Below are 17,713 nucleotides of genomic sequence, written 5' to 3' on the forward strand. Positions count from 1 at the left end.
GGGCGGCTCCGAAGGGCCATACCTTCATCTCTTGCACAGCACCGCTTTCAGAACTTCGCCTACATAAAGCTCCTCTCAGCGTTCGTGGCACACCGTATGTTCGAATTTCGGATGCCAATGGCACGCCGAACCATCCCATAAGTTACAAAAGCGGTGACCCCTCGCAACGAAGGCTGAGCGATTCTCAGCGAAGGCTGGTGACCGGGGTTCTTTGTCACCGATGGTTAAGCGCGCTGGTCAGAGCGTTGTGCCGAACGGCAGGAGAGGCGGCAGCCGCGGCTCCGGCCGCATGCTGGCTCGTCCGCGAGTACGCGTACCGGGGGCTTCACAGGCTTCTGACCTGCGACGCGCTGCGCTCAATGTTCGCTGAGAATCGCTCAACCTCCGCTGCGAGAGGTCAAGCGGAGCCGTTCGGGCGTGCGGGCCGCCCGGAGGACTCGGCCAGGGTTCCGCGGCGGCGAGGGCACAGCTGCCGTGATCACCCGCGCACGATTGGCCAGGTCGCGGAGCACATCACGGGCGTGCTCCACGGCCTTGTCGGCGAGGAGGTCCCTGGGAAAGCCCAAGTGCTCGTTCCAGTCGTCGTACTTGCTGCTCAGCCCGATCAGTGGCCACAGCACCCTGGGGTGCTCTCTGGCAAAGGCTGCCTCCGATTCCATCAGGTCTCCGGCTACGACGGGGTGGAGCTCCCCGTCGGCGACGAGCTGTAGCCACCAGCGCACGAGTTCCCATCGGGCGGCTGTCGCGGATCCTGATGTGGTCCCGCCTTGGCCCAGTTCGTCGAGGACGGCGGTGAACAGCGCCTCCGCTCGGGCTTCCTCACCCCTCACCAATCCCGCCAGCTCGCGCAGGGAGGGCGAGTCTGCGCCGAACACGAGGGCGTCGAGTCCCGCTTGGATCAGCTGCCGAGGTGTGACGGCTCGTCCGTCGAGTTCACGTCCGAGGACCGCGCGCGGTTCATGTACGGACCGGAAGACACCCACGACCCTGCCGTGCTCAAAGCCGCTGAACCCGCCTGCGTCCCGATTCCGGTCGATGAGTTGTACGAGGTCATCGAGGGTTGACCCCAGGACTTCGCCCGTCTCGCGCCCGCCGTGGAAGTACCTGTCCACTACGGTCTCGCGGAACACGGGGTCCTGTGGGACTCGACGCCGGAAGGCATCGCCGTCTTCGCCGCCGCGTTCGCTTCCGCCCCCCCGGGTGACCGCACACACGATCAAGGACAGCGGCCACAACATGGACCACCACTACGCGGGGCGAGCATTTCACTCCGAACAACTCGACTGGGCGGCCGGGCTCAGCCGCCCATAAGCCGGTGCACGGCCCCGTGTGCCAGCGAGGGAAAGGAAGAGAAAGGGCCGCCGAGTAGCCCGATCCGGCCGCCGACCTTCCGTGCCTGTCGTGGGCCCCTTCGAGCCCCGCGAGGGTGACATCGGGGCGTTCCGGCACGCCGGGCGCCTGCACTGCCCTGCCCTGCCCGGCATCGTCTTGAAACCGCCTTCGCACCAACTGCGCCTCGCATGAAGATCACTGACCAATTGAACAATCTGGTCAGCTGGTTCTATGATTGGTTTCATGGACACCAGGAACACGCGACGAGCTCTCGTGGTCGGTCTCGGAATCAGCGGGATCGCGACGGCACTGCGGCTGCGCCAGATCGGCTGGGAACCGGTGATCGTCGAGCGGGCGCCGGCCCGCCGCTCCTTCGGTTATTTCGTGGGACTGTTCGGCACTGGCCGGACAGCCGCTGCGCGGCTGGGCATCCTCGACCACCTGGAGGACCTCGCGGTCCCAGGTGGCGTCGTCTACAACACCGACCGGGCGGGAAACCGCAGAGTCGGCCTTGCGTTCGGAGACCTGGCCGGGTCCACCTGGATAGTGACGCGCGCCGAAGTGGAGGCGGCGGCGTTCGCCGCACTGCCCGGTGACGTGGAGATCCGGTACGCGACTGTCCCGTCGGGGATCACTCAGGACCCCGACGGTGTCGACGTCACCCTGGAGAACACGCTGGACGGCTCCACGGCCACCGAGCGTTTCGACCTGGTGGTCGGCGCGGACGGCATGCGCTCAACCGTGCGGTCACTGGTCTTTGGGCCACACGAGAGCTACCTGCGCAGGCTCGGTTTCATGGTGACGTCCTTCTTCGCCTCGCACCCGCTGCCGGGTCTCGACCGGGAGGACGGTGTCATCCTCCGTGAGCCGGGCAGAGCTCTGTGGGTGTTCCCGTTCAAGGACCGCCTTCCCGCAATATCAACGTTCCACCGCACGGCGGACGTGGACGCGGAATTCCTTCAGAAGCCGGCCGAGCGGTTGCGAGCGGCCTTCGGCCCCGCGCCGACCGGCAAGCTGCTCGGATCCGCGCTCGATCAGTTCGAGGCCGCCGAGGCGGCCCTCTTCGACTCCACCGAACAGGTCCACCTGGACCACTGGCACCGGGGACGCGTCGTCCTGGTCGGGGACGCGGCCTGGAGCATGACCGTCTTCTCCGGGATGGGAGTATCCACGGGGATCGCCGGCCCCGAACTGCTGGGCACCAGCCTACTGACCTACCCGGACGACATCACTGCGGCGCTGACCGAGTGGGAAACCCGTCTGCGCCCCTTCGTCAACTACCACCAGAAGCTCGCCCAGAAGCAGCGGCCGATCCTCGCCCCGGCCAACCGGCGGGAGCTGCTGACGACTTCGACGGTCACCCGGGGACTGCAGCTACCTGCGGCGGGGCCCGCCCTCAGCCGTCTGAAGAGCAGGAGCAAGCCGATCCGGTGGAAGGCGGTGGACGTCCAGGACGTCGCCGCATGAGGATAGCGACGTCTGTTCCCAGAATGACAAAGGATGGTCAGCTCCAGTGAACCGTGGCCGACTCGACTCGGACAAAGCCGCACGCCTACTCGAGGCCGCGGGCAGCCTGGCCAGGCAGCGCGGCCTGCGCGGAGTCACCGTCGCCGAGATCGCCGAGCGCGCACATGTCGGGAAGGGAACGGTGTACCTCTACTGGGATACCAAAGAGGACCTGTTCTACGAGCTGTTCGCGCGGGACTTCATCGCGGTCGCCCGGGACTACGCCGACCAGCTCGGTGCACATCCCGACCTGGTGAGACCCCATCGGCTGTGCCCGCTGATGGCCCGCACCACACTGGCACGGCCGTTCGTCAGGGCAGCACGGGCCCACGACGGCCACGTCCTCGGCCTGCTGGCCGACCATCCGGCCACCCAGCACCTACTGGACACCATGGGGCCGGAGGCGATGCTGGCAGCGATCCTGCCTGCCTGGCGCAGTCATGGCATGGCCCGCTCGGACCAGGACCCGGAGCGGCAGATGTACGCGCTCCGTAGTGTGATGCTCGGGTTCTTCGAGCTCGTCTCCAGCCGGACGGCACCACCGCCACTCGACCTGGCCTACTCCGTGCTTGCCGACACCGTGCGGGCCGTGGTGGAGACACCCCAGGAACCGTCGGACGAAGACCTGGTGAGCGTGGCTCGGACAGCGATCGAGATCCTCGACAACGCGCAGAAGCAAGTGCTGCGATTGCTCGCCGACACAGACGACTGAAGAGGACCGGTCACGCCAGCGCCCGCAGACCTCGGCTCCTGGGGCCACACCGGCGGCGAACCGGTCGAAGCCCCTGGTCAAGTTGGGCTGCCTCACGCACTACTACCTCAGCACCGACCAGGTTTCCCCCCGGAGTGAACGAACCGGCGTGACCTCGGCGGGCACTGTCGTCGCCGACGCCCCGGGCTTCTGTTACCGCCCAGGGCGCCTCCCGCACTCGAAGATCGGTGCCCACGACCGGACGCCCCGGCCCTTCGACCAGCAGGTCGGTGCGCCGGGCGACGATCGGGTTCGGCGTGGTTCCGGCCGTCCGCACGACAAGGCCGGAGCGAGCTCCTCGCCCGTGGACAGCACCACATGACCGCCGCCGACGGCTGGCTTCGGCCGCGGGAAACCCGCGCCCGGAGCACACCTGGTCCGGTCCGCGTCCCTGGAGACGGTGTACCAAGCCGATCTCCTGGCTGGGCCCGGCTAACCACCGTCTCTCAGCGCGCTACCGGCACCAAGCACCCTCCCTGCAGCTACCAAGCCCTCTGCCGGCAAGGCCCCGTCCGACTTGCTCTTCGTCTCCACCCCAGGCGCTGCTGCGGGTGGTCAGGAGGTAGCTTCCGCCAAACCATGGACAGGCTTCGGGTATCCGTCGTCAGTGCTCGATTGCCAGCGCCTGCATCCGGCTGAGTTGGTCGTCGCTCAGCAGGGAGCCGTCCCCTCGCGCACCCGCCGCATACTGGAACGCACGGCCGCCTCCGGTACCTCCCGCACCCGCAAACCGTCAGTAAGGGAGAACCAACCAGGCTGCGTGCCCGCGACACCAGTCGCACTATGGGGCGCGCAGCGGGGGATCGACCACGGGCGCGCCGCCGTGAAACGCGTCAGCCCCAAGGGCCGAGCACTGCCCGGGAAACCCCGCGGGGCGACGATGCTCATGCAGCCCTGCGCACCCGCACCAACGATGCCCCGTCCTTCACCGCGCCGGTCTCCTCCCCGATCCATAGCCGGCCATCCCCCTGCCGGATGGAAAAGAACGGGCAGCCGAGCGCGGCCAGCACACCGGCGGCGGCCACCTGCAACTCCTCATCCCCCAGCGTGGCAAGCAGCGCCAGTAACACCCAGCCCGGAGAGGAGGGGCAGCTACGGTCCAGTCGCTCGGCCAGTGCTCCCAGCAACACTCCGCGCCACCACCGGTGAGCACGCTGCGGGCGGCCTCCACGTTCCCCGCGCCCCACCGGTGCTCCTCCATCTGCGTCGTGCAGGCCGCGGCCAGCGAGACCGCGAGCGTCCTCGGCAGCACCACCCGAACCGGATCCTCAACCCACGTCATCACGCACCCCATTTTTTTGTCTCGTGGACCGGGCCCGCTGCCCGGCCCCTCCAGGACAGCGCCGCGACCGGTCAGGGGAACAGAGAGACGTGGGGCGGATACGGTGGAACAGGTGCAGGACACCAGTGCGGTGCGGCCAGCTGACCAGTGGGATCTCGCCCTGGCTTCCTTCCCAACCCGCTGATCAACGTCAGTCCCGCCGGGACGCGGTTGGCCGGGCCCAACACAGGCTCCGAGGCTTGACTTCTCCACTGGGAAGCCACTTAACGTTTCAGTTGGCCAGGCTGCGCTTAGCGCTGTGAAGCAGCACACTGCGGGACGGCAGGGCCTGGCATAGGTTGCGCTCCGTGAAGATCCTCAGTGTGAACGTAAGCCCGGCCAAGCCCGTGGCCTTTACAGACGCCCCGTCAGGAACGACGGGCATCGACAAGCGGCCCGTGGACGGGCCGATCCAGGTGGCTTCGCCGGGGCCGCCCGGAGTCGGGGCCAGTGGCGTGACGGGCGACACGGTGTGCGACCTGCGCTTCCACGGTGGCGACGATCGGGCCGTGTACGCCTTTGCGCGGGAGGATCTCGACGGCTGGGAGCGTGAACTCGGGCGTGCACTGCCCAACGGGGCATTCGGTGAGAACCTCACCACACTCGACGTGGACCTGCGCGATGCGTTGGTCGGCGACCGGTGGCGGATCGGCCCCGCGGTCGTGCTCGAGGTGACGGGCGGCCGGATACCTTGCCGGACCTTCGCCGGCTGGCTCGGCGAGAAGGGCTGGGTGCGGCGTTTCACTCAGGCTGCCTCGCCTGGGGCCATGCTGCGTGTGATTGAGCCCGGCGAATTGCGTGCTGGTGATCCGATCGAGGTCATCCACCGACCCGATCACGACGTGACGGTCTCCCGCCTGTTTCGGGCGGTGACGACACAGCGCAAGACACTTCCTGGTGTACTGGTTGCGGCCGAATGGATGGAGCGCGAGCAGCTGGAGATCGCTCGCACATACACATCGAAGTACGGAAACTCATAGCCCCCCTCGCACGCCCACCGCCCAGAGGCTTCCCAATGGAGAAGTCAAGCCTCGGAGCCCGTGTTGGGCCCGGCGGACCGCGTCCCGGCGGGACTGACGTTGATCAGCGGGTTGGGAAGGAAGCCAGGGCAAGATCCCACTGGTCAGCTGCGTGAAGCAGTGCAGCTGTATTCGCCCGGACCTCTACAAAGTACTGGTAGATGTCTGCCCTGTCATCACCCTGCTGCCATGGGGGTGTCGCTTCCCGGGACAGGTGGACCTTGACCCCTGATCTTGGACACCGGAGAGACTTGGATCTTGATGGTCCAGGAGAACGGAGTCCCCGTGGGGATGAAGCACTACCCGCCGGAGTTCAAGGCAGACGCGGTGGCGTTGTACCGGTCGAGGCCGTCGCGGACTCGACCGCCGCGAAGGCCCCGGACCGGATCGGCCGCGACTTCACCGCCCGGGAGGTGAACACCAAATACGTCCGCGACATCACGTACTTGAGCGTCGGCGGCGGAAAGTTCTGCTATCTCGCGACCGTGATCGACCTGTGCTCACGCCGCCCGGTCGGCTGGGCCATCGCCGACCACATGCTCATCGTGCTCCTGACGTGCTCGTTCGTAGGGTTCGTACCACGGACGACCTCGCCGGCATTGCTCTACTCAGCGACTTGTTCGCACTTCCTAATCGGCGGCCGAGTCGTCGTGGGGAGCCGGGCGGCCAAGCATATGGAGCCACAAGGCGGCAGCGCACCGAGAGCCACACCCGGCTCCCCTGGGTGCCGCAACCCTACGAATGGCTGGGGCCTCCCAGGAAGAAGGTAGAGCGCACCGAGCTCGTCATCGATGCCCTCGCCGCAGCCGAGCGGACCCGTGGCAGCCTCCAGGGCGCCATCACGCTGGCTTCGGCCTTTACCGGCTTACACAAGTACCGCAAGCGCAGCTACTTCCTCCAGGAGACAGCGGACTCCATCGAGGAGGAAGCGAACGCCCTCACGCTGGGTGTGGGCGAATACCGTGAGAACGGCAGCGATCGGGAAGAACAGGCCCTCGCCCGTTTCACCCAGCGCGTCGAAAACCTGCGTAATGAGCAGCGGCGCCGCCAGCAGCAACTGGACCAGCCCGCCGACCAGGGCACACCCATCGGCCAGCCATCGGCCTGATCGCAGCGCCTGCGTGGACCGACGCCCGGATGGCGCCTTTCGGGACTGCCGCGTCCAGGCGTGAGGCCGGACCGGCACGGCAGCCCGGCCTCACGTCACCGACCGGTCAGGGCGTGAGGTCCAGGACGCGGACCGGCTCACCGGCCCACCGGGACGGGGCAGTGGTCGCGACGACCGCCCCGTCGGGACGGTCCGCGGTGGGCTGCGCGGCGTACTGAGTGTGCGCCGCGGCCCAGGTCTCCTGCCCCGCGATGGCCAGGGCGGCCGACAGGTCCAGGTCCAGGACGGTGATACCGGGCAGGGCGGCCAGGTGCTCGGCCGTGCCGGGCCGGGCGCGGTCGGCTTCGACGAGGGCGCACGCCGGGGCGTAGAGGAACCAACCGGCCTCGGCGTGGGCCCGGTGGATCAGACGGGAAGCGAGGACGTTGCCCTGGCCTGCCGCAGACATCGCGGTGTCGTCCAGAACGATGTGCACGGCCTCGCTCACCGGGCAGTCACCCGGGCCAGGCGCCGGTCCAGCTCGCCGTCCAGGTCATCCTGCTCAGCCTGGGTAGGGGCGTAGCCGTTCCACCTCTTCAGCGCAGCGCGGGCCTTCTCGGCACGCTCGGCACGCTCGGCCGGGGTCAGCATCGTCTCGGCCAGGCGTGCCAGATAAGCGCGCAGCGACAGGCCCTCAGCGGCCGCGATCGCGGCGAGCCGGTCCTTGGCCTCTTCGGGGATACGGACATTGGCATCAGACATCGTCGTACTCCTTCCCATCCCTCAAGGGTACGGGTACGTACCCATACCCGGCTTCGTCCTAGTGTTGCGTACGCCGTTGCAGGGCTGTTGCGAGTGACGGCCCGGGGGCCGAGCGTTGACCGGGCCGGTGATCTGATAGGCGGTTTTGCGGCACTGTTGGCCGGATGGCGCCGCTTGGGGAACCAGTTGATCCATATCTCCCGTAGGAGACGGCCCAGTTGGGCAGCATACGCAGTGAACTCGAACAACTACTGACCGCAACCAATGGGGGGCAGATGCCACGGCCCAAGGAAACCGACTACACCGGCACGCTGACGATGCTGCACACCGCTGTCATGAACACCGGTACTGATTTGCGGGACGCGCTCGGCAAGGGCATCGAGAAGCTGGAAGCGAGCGGGCAGGCCATCCAGCAGGACACGACGCGGACCGTGGTCGACGAACTCGGCCGGATGCGCACCAATCTGCGTGAGGCCCGGGACCGGCTGACGGCCGGCGGGGAAATGCTGAACGCGGAGGTGCGCCAGGCCGTCGCCGACCTGCGTACCGAGATGCGCGAGGTACGAGAAGCGGTCGAAACTCTCGCCCCGCCCGCCCTGCCAGCGTCCTTCGTCGACGGTGGCCCCGAGCCGACGCTTCTGCCCGGGCCGGCTCACGAGTTCTTGCTGTCGTCGGAGACCGCCGAGCCCCTCAGCACCGCGGCCGGGCCGGTCCCGGCGACCGTGGCCGGGCAGGGTCCAGCGCCGCAGGCCGGAGCGACCGCCGCGATCCCCGCGCAGCGTGACGGCAGTGACGGGAACAGCGCGGACAGCGCGGTGCTGCCGGTGGAGGAGATCCGGCAGGCCGTCCGCGAGGTCCTGGCCGAGGAGCTCGCGCCGCTGCGATCTGCCCGGGAGGAAAAGTCGCACGCGGCGCTGATCGGTGTTCGTGATGACGTGCGGGCGCAGCTGGACGGGGTGGTTGGTGTGCTGCGCGAGCAGCTGGTCGCGGCCCGGGAGGAGTCGCGTGCCGAGCTCGCCGCTCTTCGCGAGGAGACCGCTGGCCTGCGGGCCGAGCTGGAGCAGCGGACTGCCGGGGAGCCGGCTGTTGTGAAGGTGACCGGGGAGCACAGCGAACTGCTGCGGAAGGCTGCCCGGGTCTCTTCCGCGACCGTGCTGTGCCATCGCGATGTATGGGAGTTCATCACCGCGCATGCCGGGCGGCAGCCGCACTTCCGGGTGCCTGCGCAGGTCCTCGACAAGGGTGACGAGCGTGTCCGCGCTGCTCTGTCCGGGCGTTCTCTGATCGCTCTGCTGATCGCCCTGCACTCGGTCAAGCAGACCGCTGTCGAGGGTGACGGTGACCGGGAGCTGGCCACCACCCTCTACGAGCGGATCCAGGAGAGCCTGTCCAAGCTCACTGCGGCAGGCCGGCCGGTCACCATCACGCTGGACGACCGCACTTCGTCCGATGACGACACGGTGACCGGCACCGGCCCGGAGGATCCGGTCGGGGACCCTGACGGCGACTCAGGCGAGCAGCGGGACGGGCACGAGGCCGGCGAACGGCCTGACGACGAGAAGGAGTAGTTCGCCAGGCCGGGCCGTTTCGTATTGGGCGATCGCTGCAGCGCGAAGGCCGTCCGGATGATCCGGGCGGTCACCAGCGGCGCAGATCCTTGGTCAGCTGTTCGTACCACTCGGCGCGGTGACCGGTGCGGCCCACAGGCTTGTCGCCGAGCGTGGCTTTGTTGGTGAGTTACGAGAGCGCCTGTAGCTCAGGGGCAAGAGCACTCTCGGGAGAGTGATGTCGCCGAGTTCTGAGAGCACCTGGGTGCTTGCTTCGGGACCATGGTTGTGCACTGCACAACGAGGGGTCCCGGGTGCTGCCGAAGTCCAAGGTCGATCTGTACGCGGCGATCCGCCGTGATTCGCGTCAGGGCCTGTCGAACCGTGCCCTTCAGCGAAAGTACGGCGTCGGATTCCTGACCGTGCAGAAGGCGTTGTCGTCGGCTTGGCCGGAGGCCGCGGAAGAAGCTGGCGCCGCGGGCGACCAGGCTGGATCCGTTCAAGCCGTTGATCGACGAGATGCTGCGGGCGGACTTGGACGCGCCGCGCAAGCAGCGGCACACGGTGAGCGAATCTTCGAACGGTTGCTGGATGAGCACGGCGCGAACGAGATCTCGTACCAGATGGTCCGCGGATACGTTGCTGGCCGCCGTGAGGAGATCCGGGTCCAGGCCGGTCGAGGTGTGGTGGAGGCGTTCGTCCCGCAGACCCACAAGCCCGGGGCTGAGGCGGAGGTCGATTTCGGGGACGTGACCGTGCGGTTGGGCGGCGAGGTGGTGACCTGCTACCTGTTCGCATTCCGGCTTTCCTACTCGGGCAAGGCAGTACGCCGTGAGCAGGGGACCGAAGCCAACACCCTGGTCATCTGCGGAGCAGTCGTCACCCCGTCGCTCAAGGGGCGCGGACTTGCGGGAGAGACCCTCAAAGCCTTGCGCCAGACCGCCGAGGAAGCCGGCTTGGTCCAGGTCATCGCGCCGGTCCGCCCGACGATGAAGGCCCAGTATCCGTTGACACCCATCGAGACCTTCATGAGGTGGAGCCGCGAGGACGGGATGGCCCTTGACCCATGGATACGGACCCATCAGCGTCTCGGTGCCGAGATCCTTTCGGCAGCTCCCACTTCGCAGACGATGACCGGCACGGTGGCTGAGTGGGAACAGTGGACGGGAATGACCTTCCCCGGGTCGGGCGACTACGTGATTCCAGGAGGATTGAGCCTGCTCCGGGTCGACCGATCCGCCGATCATGGCGTGTATCGCGAGCCCAACATCTGGATGCGGCACAGCTGAACAAAGGCAGCACGCGTGCCGGTGGTGGCCCGGCGCCGCCGGTGAGGCGTCGGGCCATCGGCACGGGCCGTCAGGTATCAGCCTGTCTTGGCGGGTTCCTCAGCCCGCGCTCGGGTGCTGGCGAGGCGGTAGGAGTCGGTGCCGGTTTCGATGATGGTGCCGTTGAAGGTGAGGCGGTCGACGATGGCCGCGCAGAGCGCGGGCCGGTGGGCGTCCCGGCCTGCGGCCCACTCGTCCAACGGCTCGTCGTTCACGGGGCTCCCCTTCCCTGCTCCTGATGCCAGTCTGCCCGTGCTCGCTCCGCGGTGAAGGACGATGGTGCCTAACGCCTAGTTCTCAGCCGGAGCGACCGAGCGCAGCATGACCGAGAACACGGGCGAGTCGGCAAACGGCTGCTGGTCGCCCAGCTTTCGGTAGCCCCAGGCCTCATAGATAGCTTGGACAGCGCCGTCCCCGTTGAGGGGGTTGACGAGCAGCGTCACGCGTTCCTCAGTCCGGTGAGTCAGCCACGCCTCATGCAGTTGCCACGCGACGCTCCGACCCCGCCACGCCTTGCGCACCACGATTTCGTTCAGCGCGACGGTGCGCTTCCCGTTTTCGGCCATCAAGGCGGCAGGCAGGGGCGTGAGCATGCTGCCCCACCACTTGGTGTTCGGCGCCAGGGTCGTGCCGAAGCAGAATCCGACGACGTCGCCGTCTTCGTACCCCAGCACTGCCGTCCAGCCGGGCCGGGATGCGTACGCGGACAGCCGCTCGTCGAAGCGGTCCACGTCGTAGAAAGGGCCTGTGAGCCCGAAGTCGCGTTGACGCACTTCCACGTGAGTATCAAGGATGTGCTGCCGGATGTCGGGCAGGTCCTCGGCGGTGTAGTGCACTACGTCGACCGTCACCGGTGTTCTTCTCCTTCGGCGTGGCGGTCGGCCCACTCGACCGCGATGCGGGATTTGGGGGCTGTGCGGGTCAGCCTCCGGCCAAACTGTTCCAGAAGATTGCCTGTTCGCCCAGTCATCCGTTTGCCCGGTGCAGGCAGGTGGGGAAGCACTGTCGCGTAGGCCTGCTCGATCTCGCCCTGGGCCAGCTGGCTGAGAGCGAGATTCAACCCGTAGTAGGTGCGGTTCCGGCGGTACTCCGGGCGTAGCCGCGCCAGAGTGCGGTGTAGGTGGGCTTCGCTCTCTGCGTGTTTCCCCAGCCGACCGAAAACCAGGGCGGACAGGCCGTCCAGTTCTGCTCGGTCGAAGAACGCCATCCAGGGAGCACGTTCCTCGTACCGGTCTGCTCGCGCGTAGGCCTTCTCGGCGACCTCCAAGCTGCGCAGGGCCGGCGTGGGGTCACCGAGTGCGGATTGAATGCCCGCCAGGCGAGCGCTGGCGAGAGAGCGGAAGAGGGGGTCCTGTCGACAGATGTGCTGCCTGGTCCCGGCCTCGGCCGCGGCCAGGGCGTCGGGCAGGTGGCGTTGTTGGTAGGACAGAAGCGCGGCGTGGCCCCACAAGCGCATCTGCATCTCGCTGCTCCTGGCCATACCTGCCAGCTTCATCGCCTGATTCAGATGGCCGCTCGCACGATGAGCTTGCTGCGAGTCGACAGCTGCCCAGAGGGCAGTGCCGGTGAACGCGGCAGCGAGGTAGTACAGCCGTTGACGTACGCGGGTGGCTGCGTGGCCGACGGCTTGCAGATCGAGTGCGTGCTGAGCATGGGCCAGAGCACGAGTTTCGAGCTTCACGTTTATGCCCGACTTGTTGTCAGCCTGTACGAGGTCTACGAAGTTGCGCTCAAGGCGGTCGGCGTCGGTCATGCCCACCCGCCGGGAGCCGTCTGACGGTGCGGCTGGCAGCAGGGCGGCCGCTGCCAGGGAAGCGGTAGCAGTGGTGAAGGTGCGTCGCCGCAAAGGGTCCTCCGAAGGTGCTCGTGTTCGCCCGGGAGGAGGGATGAAGCCCAGTTCCTCCGCGGTGACTCCGAATTCTTCTTCGAGTACGACCCGCTGTCTTGCCTGCGGCCATCGGGTTTTTCCGGTTACCCAGTTCCGGACATGGCGGTCAGTCAGCTTCCCAACCTGCCCGGTCAGGTCTTCGATTCGCTGGTTCAGACGGTTCGCTAACTCGTCTTGTTTCAGCCCAGCACGTTCAATGCGCGCCGCCAAGCGCGGATTCCCCGTCATGCATCCACGGTAGAGCTCCAGAGCGCCTAGCGAAGGCGCAAGGTAAAAATTTCCGGTCGGCCGCACTGAGCCGGAAGCCGTAATTACCTGTCAGCGCTGTGTAGCGGCGCGGTTACCTCTTCTCGGAACCTCGCCGCAGTACCCGATGTCTCCTGGCCATCCAAGGACGCGATGACGATGACAGCCGTAGCGCAGGCCCCCACCACAGCCCTCAACGTGTCCATCGAGCGGTGCCCCGGTCCACTCCCCGATGGTCTGACCGAAGGACCCACCACGATGGAACCCGCCGCGGCGCCCCCGCTCGTCTTACGCGAGGCGCGTCTGTTACTCCCAGCCGACCCCAGCGCGCTGAAAGTTGCCCGCATCAGCGGGCGGACGATGCTCACGATGCTGAGCTGGCACGGTAATCAGCACGCCGCGATCGACGTGCTGTACGTCCTGGTGAACAACGCCCTCAAGCACGCTTTCTCGCCCGGGGAGACGCCGCAGGGCCCCGAAGTTTGGTTGCGTGTCACCGAGGCTCACGACCTCATCATCGACGTCACGGACCTGGACCCGGAGTTCCCCGACTTCGACCAGGCGGTTGCCGGAGAGCTGGGACACGGCCTGTGGGGCGCCAAGCACCTCGGCGCCGCCATCACCTGGTTCCCCGCTGACGCCGGGAAAACGGTGCGCGCCACCATGCGGCCAGGGCGGGTACCGGCATGACGATCTCCCTCACCGCTCCGGTTCTGGAGAAACGAGTCGTCTCTCCTACGCCCAACGTCCCGAAGTGGACACCGCCGCTCGACCAGGACGACTTGAAGCATGTCCTGGCGCGGATCACAGCGTGGTCCCCGCTCGACGTCCAGGCGATCTTCGACGACCTGGACACGACGATCGGAAACCAGCCGCCGCCCAAGGCCACGACCCCGGCGCTTGTCGAACGCTTGCGTAGCTATCTGAAGAGGCTCAGCGCAATCGCGGTAGCCGACCCCAAGTTCCCGCCCACCGATGAAATGACGGTGTTCATCGAGCGAGGGCGCCCCATGCAGGATGCGCGCCTGCCAGCCGACCATCAGCAGGCCGTCGGGATGGCCCGGCGCATGGCTTTCGTGACCTCCGACCTCGTCGAGAAACTGATCGAGGCTCGATACATCAAGGACGTCGAATGACGCCTCAGAACTGGTCGTCTCCACGCAGCTGTGTTGTCGCTCCGTGGAGACGACCTTCCATCGGGGTCCTCCGGTTCCGCCTCGATCGCCCTGCCCACAGCAGGCAGGCGCTGGTCGGCGGAACTGCGCGAACGGAGGACTGGCTCACACTCCCCCGCCGATCACGGGTGTGAGCCCCGGTCGCCCTCTCCCACTCCAATCGAGGGCGACCGGCCTGCCCAACAGTTCCTCCCCGAGAACTCCCTCTCCGGCGATCCAACTCCGCTCCCCCGCGGTTCGTAGGTTCAGCCGGAGAGGGCCCCCACCGCAACACGTCCGAGAGGAATGCGACGCACATGTGCCAGCACAAGACTCCCTGCCCCACCGCGGACGCGTCGGATCGCGAAGCGGCCAGGACCCTGGCACGAGACGACGTCTTGGGCTGGGCCCTGCTTTGCAACGGCGTATTGCTCTTTGACGACACTGGTGAATTGCTGCCCGACGGCCAGATCATTCCCCCCGCGCCGCCCCACCGCCCTGGCAGGAGCAGCCGCATGAGCACGGTGAGCCGCCTCGTCCCGTACATCACAGCCCGCGAAGGCGAGGAACCTGAATCGATCCTGGCCCTGCGCGCTACCTTCGACAGTGCCGGCCGGTCAGCCCTGGGCTACTGGGACGAGACGCAAGAGGACCGCGATCCGCGGGGTGTGCTGTGGGCCCGGTGCTCGCAGTTGATCGGTCGGGACGGGTTGCCGTCCGGGCGGCCTCAATGGGGGCTTGTCCACCCCGCCAGGCAGCCCGAGACGATGACACAGCTTCGCTGTCAGATCTGCGCAGGCCCTACCAGAACACCGGACGGATACCCGTTCCTGGAACCCGCTGCCAAGGGCGTTCCGCGGCCTGGGGACATCCTCCGCACCGCGCAGCCCCCGGTCTGCCTGGCGCACCTGCGCGTCGCAGTTGAGCAGTGTCCGCACCTTCAGAAGGGCTACACCGCCCTGATGGTGCGCAGCGCCCCTCTCTACGGGGTCATCGGCACGCCCTACCAGTGGACCCGTGACGGGATCCAGGCACTGGCCGGGAACGACACGCCCGTTCCCTACCGAACGTCAGAGCTGCGGTGGTTCCTGGGCTCACAGCTCGTCCGCTGCTTGCAGGACTTCACGGTCGTCGACCTGGACGACCTCACGACGCTCGACTTGATTGCCTGAACCGCACCCTGACCGGAGGCTCTTCTATGGTTCCGCACGTCGTACTTACCTGGGTAACCACCGCTCGTGGCGGTGCGGAAAACTCTGTGCTCGAACTCGCCGGGCAACTGGACCGCCTGGTCCCGGGCGTTGATGTGGTGTGGTGGCGTCACGGAGGCCCCCCTGCGAGCGAGACAGATGCGGCTGGGGACGCCCGGGTGCATGAGGTCAGCAACTGGCACGACTACCAGCAAGTGCTCCGCCGCGTCACCACCCCGGACGAGGGCCGCCCCGTCACCGTCATCTCCAACCACCGCACGGCCGCCGCCGATATGACGGTAGCTCCGCATGCAAGTGTGATCCCTGTCGTTCGACACGTCGTCAACCACGAACAGGTACTTCGTGTCATCGACCCCGACACGGGGCAGATGGTTGAGCGGAGAATCGGCCATCTGCCCTGGGACCTGTTATCCAGCGCACCGGTATGGGTGGGGATCTCGAAAGCTTCGGCCGCCGCCCTACGCGAGCACGCCGTGCATGCCGGGTCCGTCTGCGAAATCCACAACGGGGTTTCCATTCCGGCGCAGGTGCCCGCTTGCTCGCGGCCGAAGACAGGACGGCTCCTGGTGGCCGCGGTCGCCAGGACCGTCCCGTGGAAGCGTCTGGACCACCTGGTGCGCGCGGTCGCTGATCCGCGCTTGTCCACCGCTGTACGGCTCGATATCTACGGAGAGGCAGGCTCTCACCACCAGGACCTGCACGTGCTGGTGCGCGAGCTCTGCGCACCCGTCAGGTTCATGGGCTACCACAGTGATCTGCCGCAGAGTTTGGGCGGGTACGACCTGCTGGCCACCGCCGCACTGCAGGAGGGGTTCGGACGCGGTGTCATTGACGCTGCGGGCGCCGCCGTCCCGTCTCTGGTTCCCAACGCAGGAGCGAGCCCGGAGATCGTTGTGAACGGGCTCACCGGCATGGTCTACGACCCGGCGGACCCGGGGGACCTCGTAAGCGCTCTCACCGACGCGCTGTTGGACCGTGGCCGGTTGCTTCGGATGGGTCTCGCTGCCCGAGCCCTGGCCGAGGCCTGGTACACACCCGGACGCTGCGCAGCCCAATACCTGTCGCTGGTGATTGAGCAGGCCCGGCCGCGGTCCCTGGCGGCGGCGCTGTGAAGGCCTTCGGCCCGCTGCTCGGTGACGTGGTGCGCCTCGGCGATGACACCTGCCTCAAGGAGTGGGGTGCGGACACACTCGACGGCGAGCCCATCGCTGCGATCGGTGACCTGTCCGGCGCTGTCTACGACCTCGTGTGCGCAGGGCTGGGCGATAGACCTCGCATCCACCCCAGCGCCTACGTATCACCACTGGCCAACGTGGGCGACGATGTGGTGATCGGCCCCGGAGCCGCGATCTACGAATACTCAACCGTCCGCGGCCGGACCGTGATCTCCCGAAACGTCCACGTCGGCTACGGCTGCGAGATCTCGCGCAGCGTCATCGGGCAGAACAGCGAACTCTCCCACCGGGCGACCGTTTGCTGCTCCGTCATCGGCCAGAGGACGTATTTCGCCGTCGGCCTGGTCACCGCTGTCTGTCTGCTGTCCAACCCCGACATGCTGCGCCCCTCGCGGCCCGTGCACTTCGCCCTGCCGAACGGGCAGCGCGTGAGTACGGGCCAGCCGAAGTGGGGCGCCCTGATCGGGGACGACGTACGTACCGGTATCGGTGTGGCGATCGGCCCAGGCGCGGTCATCGGCGCCAGGACGGTCCTGCACGCCGGAGTGACCGTGACAACCGCCTGGATACCGCCTGACAGCTTCCTCAGCCTGCCGGCCACCGGCTACCAGATCGAACCGCGCTCCGAAGGAGTTCCCTCATGAAGTACGAGACTCAACGCCAGCACCTCCTCACGATCCTCAACGAGCTCAGAGCGTGGGGAGTGCTGAATCCGGCCGGCGGCGCAGTGTCCATGCGCCTGCCGGGCGACAGGATCCTGATGTCCACCACACGGCTCGCCTTCAACCGCTGGCACGCCACGGTGAACGACTTCATCGTGCTGGACGCGGACGGCCGGATCGTCGAGCAGACCGCCGGGCTCGGAGCTTCGGGCACCCCCATGCACCTGGACCTGTACCGGATGCTGCCGCGTGCCGGCGCGATCGTCCACACCCACGCGCCCTACTCGCTGGCCTTCGCCTCACTGGGGGTTCCCATCCCCTCGGTGACCAACCGGGCCGACACGTTCGGCGAGATCCCGTGCCTGCACGCCGACGATCAGACGGTGAAGGCGGGCTTCCTTCGGGATCCGGTGGAGCTGGAACTGCCGGAGGGCATGGTGCAGCGTCCGGAGGTGGCTGCGGTCACCCTCCTCCACTACCGGCCCCAGCTCGTCGAACACATCGCTCCACGCGCTCGGGAGCTGGAACGGCACGGACTCGCTTTCACCCTCTACCGCCACGGAGCCTTCACCGTAGGCCGTCAGGTGGAGGAAACGGCCGACCTGATGCTGCGGCTGGAGGAGACGGCTAAGCCTCGATCCGCCGATGTGATGGCTGTGGGGACTCTTCGTGAAACGAGGAAGTGCCTTGTGACCTGCGATAATGGGAGTTCTTCAGGCTTCCA

Annotated in this window: 17 protein-coding genes and 3 pseudogenes; 13 read left to right on the forward strand and 7 right to left on the reverse strand. The window is 67.3% G+C overall.

Going from position 1 to position 17,713, the window contains the following annotated elements; all coding sequences use genetic code 11:
- Nucleotides 1–377: 377 nt before the first annotated feature.
- On the reverse strand, nt 378–1,130 hold the full coding sequence (locus ACGFU7_RS44825; protein WP_393704256.1) for a hypothetical protein: 753 nt from the start codon (nt 1,128–1,130) through the stop codon (nt 378–380).
- Between the two features lie 445 nt (nt 1,131–1,575).
- Here ACGFU7_RS44825 and ACGFU7_RS44830 point away from each other — a divergent pair, with 445 nt between their 5' ends.
- The gene (locus tag ACGFU7_RS44830) at nt 1,576–2,799 is read left to right on the forward strand and encodes an FAD-dependent monooxygenase (protein WP_393704257.1); all 1,224 of its coding nucleotides are present in this window, start codon (nt 1,576–1,578) and stop codon (nt 2,797–2,799) included.
- 46 nt (nt 2,800–2,845) lie between these two features.
- Nucleotides 2,846–3,550 carry a TetR/AcrR family transcriptional regulator gene (locus ACGFU7_RS44835; protein ID WP_393704259.1) on the forward strand — a complete coding sequence of 235 codons (705 nt, stop codon included), beginning with the start codon at nt 2,846–2,848 and terminating at the stop codon, nt 3,548–3,550.
- A 923-nt stretch (nt 3,551–4,473) separates the two neighbouring features.
- Here the strand turns inward: ACGFU7_RS44835 and ACGFU7_RS44840 are convergent.
- Nucleotides 4,474–4,659: a hypothetical protein gene (locus ACGFU7_RS44840; protein ID WP_393704260.1), complete on the reverse strand. Its 186-nt coding sequence runs from the start codon at nt 4,657–4,659 to the stop codon at nt 4,474–4,476.
- 559 nt (nt 4,660–5,218) lie between these two features.
- Here ACGFU7_RS44840 and ACGFU7_RS44845 point away from each other — a divergent pair.
- From ACGFU7_RS44845 to ACGFU7_RS44855, 3 genes and pseudogenes are all read left to right on the forward strand, one after another.
- The gene (locus ACGFU7_RS44845) at nt 5,219–5,890 is read left to right on the forward strand and encodes an MOSC domain-containing protein (protein WP_393704262.1); all 672 of its coding nucleotides are present in this window, start codon (nt 5,219–5,221) and stop codon (nt 5,888–5,890) included.
- A gap of 389 nt (nt 5,891–6,279) precedes the next feature.
- Nucleotides 6,280–6,486, forward strand: a pseudogene (locus ACGFU7_RS44850) (DDE-type integrase/transposase/recombinase); the annotation flags it as partial.
- A 167-nt stretch (nt 6,487–6,653) separates the two neighbouring features.
- Nucleotides 6,654–7,037, forward strand: coding sequence for a hypothetical protein (locus ACGFU7_RS44855; protein WP_393704263.1), 384 nt, complete (start codon nt 6,654–6,656; stop codon nt 7,035–7,037).
- A gap of 106 nt (nt 7,038–7,143) precedes the next feature.
- On the opposite strand, the gene ACGFU7_RS44860 is transcribed toward ACGFU7_RS44855, so the two are convergent.
- Entirely contained in the window at nt 7,144–7,524 is a 381-nt protein-coding gene (locus ACGFU7_RS44860; protein WP_393704265.1) for a hypothetical protein, read from the reverse strand.
- Complete coding sequence (locus ACGFU7_RS44865) at nt 7,521–7,778, reverse strand: hypothetical protein (RefSeq protein WP_393704266.1); 258 nt, start codon at nt 7,776–7,778, stop codon at nt 7,521–7,523. The genes ACGFU7_RS44860 and ACGFU7_RS44865 overlap by 4 nt, the downstream gene beginning before the upstream one ends.
- A 218-nt stretch (nt 7,779–7,996) precedes the next feature.
- Here ACGFU7_RS44865 and ACGFU7_RS44870 point away from each other — a divergent pair, with 218 nt between their 5' ends.
- Together ACGFU7_RS44870 and ACGFU7_RS44875 are read left to right on the forward strand one after the other, a co-directional pair.
- Nucleotides 7,997–9,346 carry a hypothetical protein gene (locus tag ACGFU7_RS44870; RefSeq protein ID WP_393704268.1) on the forward strand — a complete coding sequence of 450 codons (1,350 nt, stop codon included), beginning with the start codon at nt 7,997–7,999 and terminating at the stop codon, nt 9,344–9,346.
- A gap of 293 nt (nt 9,347–9,639) precedes the next feature.
- Nucleotides 9,640–10,614 (forward strand): hypothetical protein, encoded by a 975-nt coding sequence (locus ACGFU7_RS44875; protein WP_393704269.1) that lies wholly within the window; start codon nt 9,640–9,642, stop codon nt 10,612–10,614.
- Between the two features lie 77 nt (nt 10,615–10,691).
- On the opposite strand, the pseudogene ACGFU7_RS44880 reads toward ACGFU7_RS44875, so the two are convergent.
- The 3 genes and pseudogenes from ACGFU7_RS44880 to ACGFU7_RS44890 all read right to left on the reverse strand — a co-directional run.
- A pseudogene (locus ACGFU7_RS44880) lies at nt 10,692–10,817 on the reverse strand (AAA family ATPase); the annotation flags it as partial.
- A 126-nt stretch (nt 10,818–10,943) separates the two neighbouring features.
- Complete coding sequence (locus ACGFU7_RS44885) at nt 10,944–11,504, reverse strand: GNAT family N-acetyltransferase (RefSeq protein WP_393704271.1); 561 nt, start codon at nt 11,502–11,504, stop codon at nt 10,944–10,946.
- A complete protein-coding gene (locus ACGFU7_RS44890) occupies nt 11,501–12,769 on the reverse strand; it encodes a Tat pathway signal protein (protein ID WP_393704273.1) in 1,269 nt (422 codons plus the stop codon). The genes ACGFU7_RS44885 and ACGFU7_RS44890 overlap by 4 nt, the downstream gene beginning before the upstream one ends.
- Before the next feature lie 177 nt (nt 12,770–12,946).
- Between ACGFU7_RS44890 and ACGFU7_RS44895 the strand changes: the two genes are divergently transcribed.
- From ACGFU7_RS44895 to ACGFU7_RS44920, 6 genes and pseudogenes are all read left to right on the forward strand, one after another.
- Nucleotides 12,947–13,477: an ATP-binding protein gene (locus ACGFU7_RS44895; RefSeq protein WP_393704274.1), complete on the forward strand. Its 531-nt coding sequence runs from the start codon at nt 12,947–12,949 to the stop codon at nt 13,475–13,477.
- The gene (locus ACGFU7_RS44900) at nt 13,474–13,923 is read left to right on the forward strand and encodes a DUF6415 family natural product biosynthesis protein (protein ID WP_393704276.1); all 450 of its coding nucleotides are present in this window, start codon (nt 13,474–13,476) and stop codon (nt 13,921–13,923) included. Before ACGFU7_RS44895 ends, ACGFU7_RS44900 begins: the two co-directional genes overlap by 4 nt.
- A gap of 335 nt (nt 13,924–14,258) precedes the next feature.
- A pseudogene (locus ACGFU7_RS44905) lies at nt 14,259–14,450 on the forward strand (DUF5999 family protein); the annotation flags it as partial.
- A gap of 860 nt (nt 14,451–15,310) precedes the next feature.
- A complete protein-coding gene (locus ACGFU7_RS44910; RefSeq protein ID WP_393704278.1) occupies nt 15,311–16,264 on the forward strand; it encodes a glycosyltransferase family 4 protein in 954 nt (317 codons plus the stop codon).
- Complete coding sequence (locus ACGFU7_RS44915) at nt 16,261–16,971, forward strand: hypothetical protein (protein WP_393704279.1); 711 nt, start codon at nt 16,261–16,263, stop codon at nt 16,969–16,971. Before ACGFU7_RS44910 ends, ACGFU7_RS44915 begins: the two co-directional genes overlap by 4 nt.
- Nucleotides 16,968–17,713 (forward strand): class II aldolase/adducin family protein (locus tag ACGFU7_RS44920; RefSeq protein WP_393704280.1); only part of this gene is annotated, 746 nt, incomplete at its 3' end. The genes ACGFU7_RS44915 and ACGFU7_RS44920, both read left to right, overlap by 4 nt.

Source organism: Streptomyces sp. NPDC048473, from assembly GCF_043200155.1.
Lineage (GTDB): Bacteria > Actinomycetota > Actinomycetes > Streptomycetales > Streptomycetaceae > Streptomyces.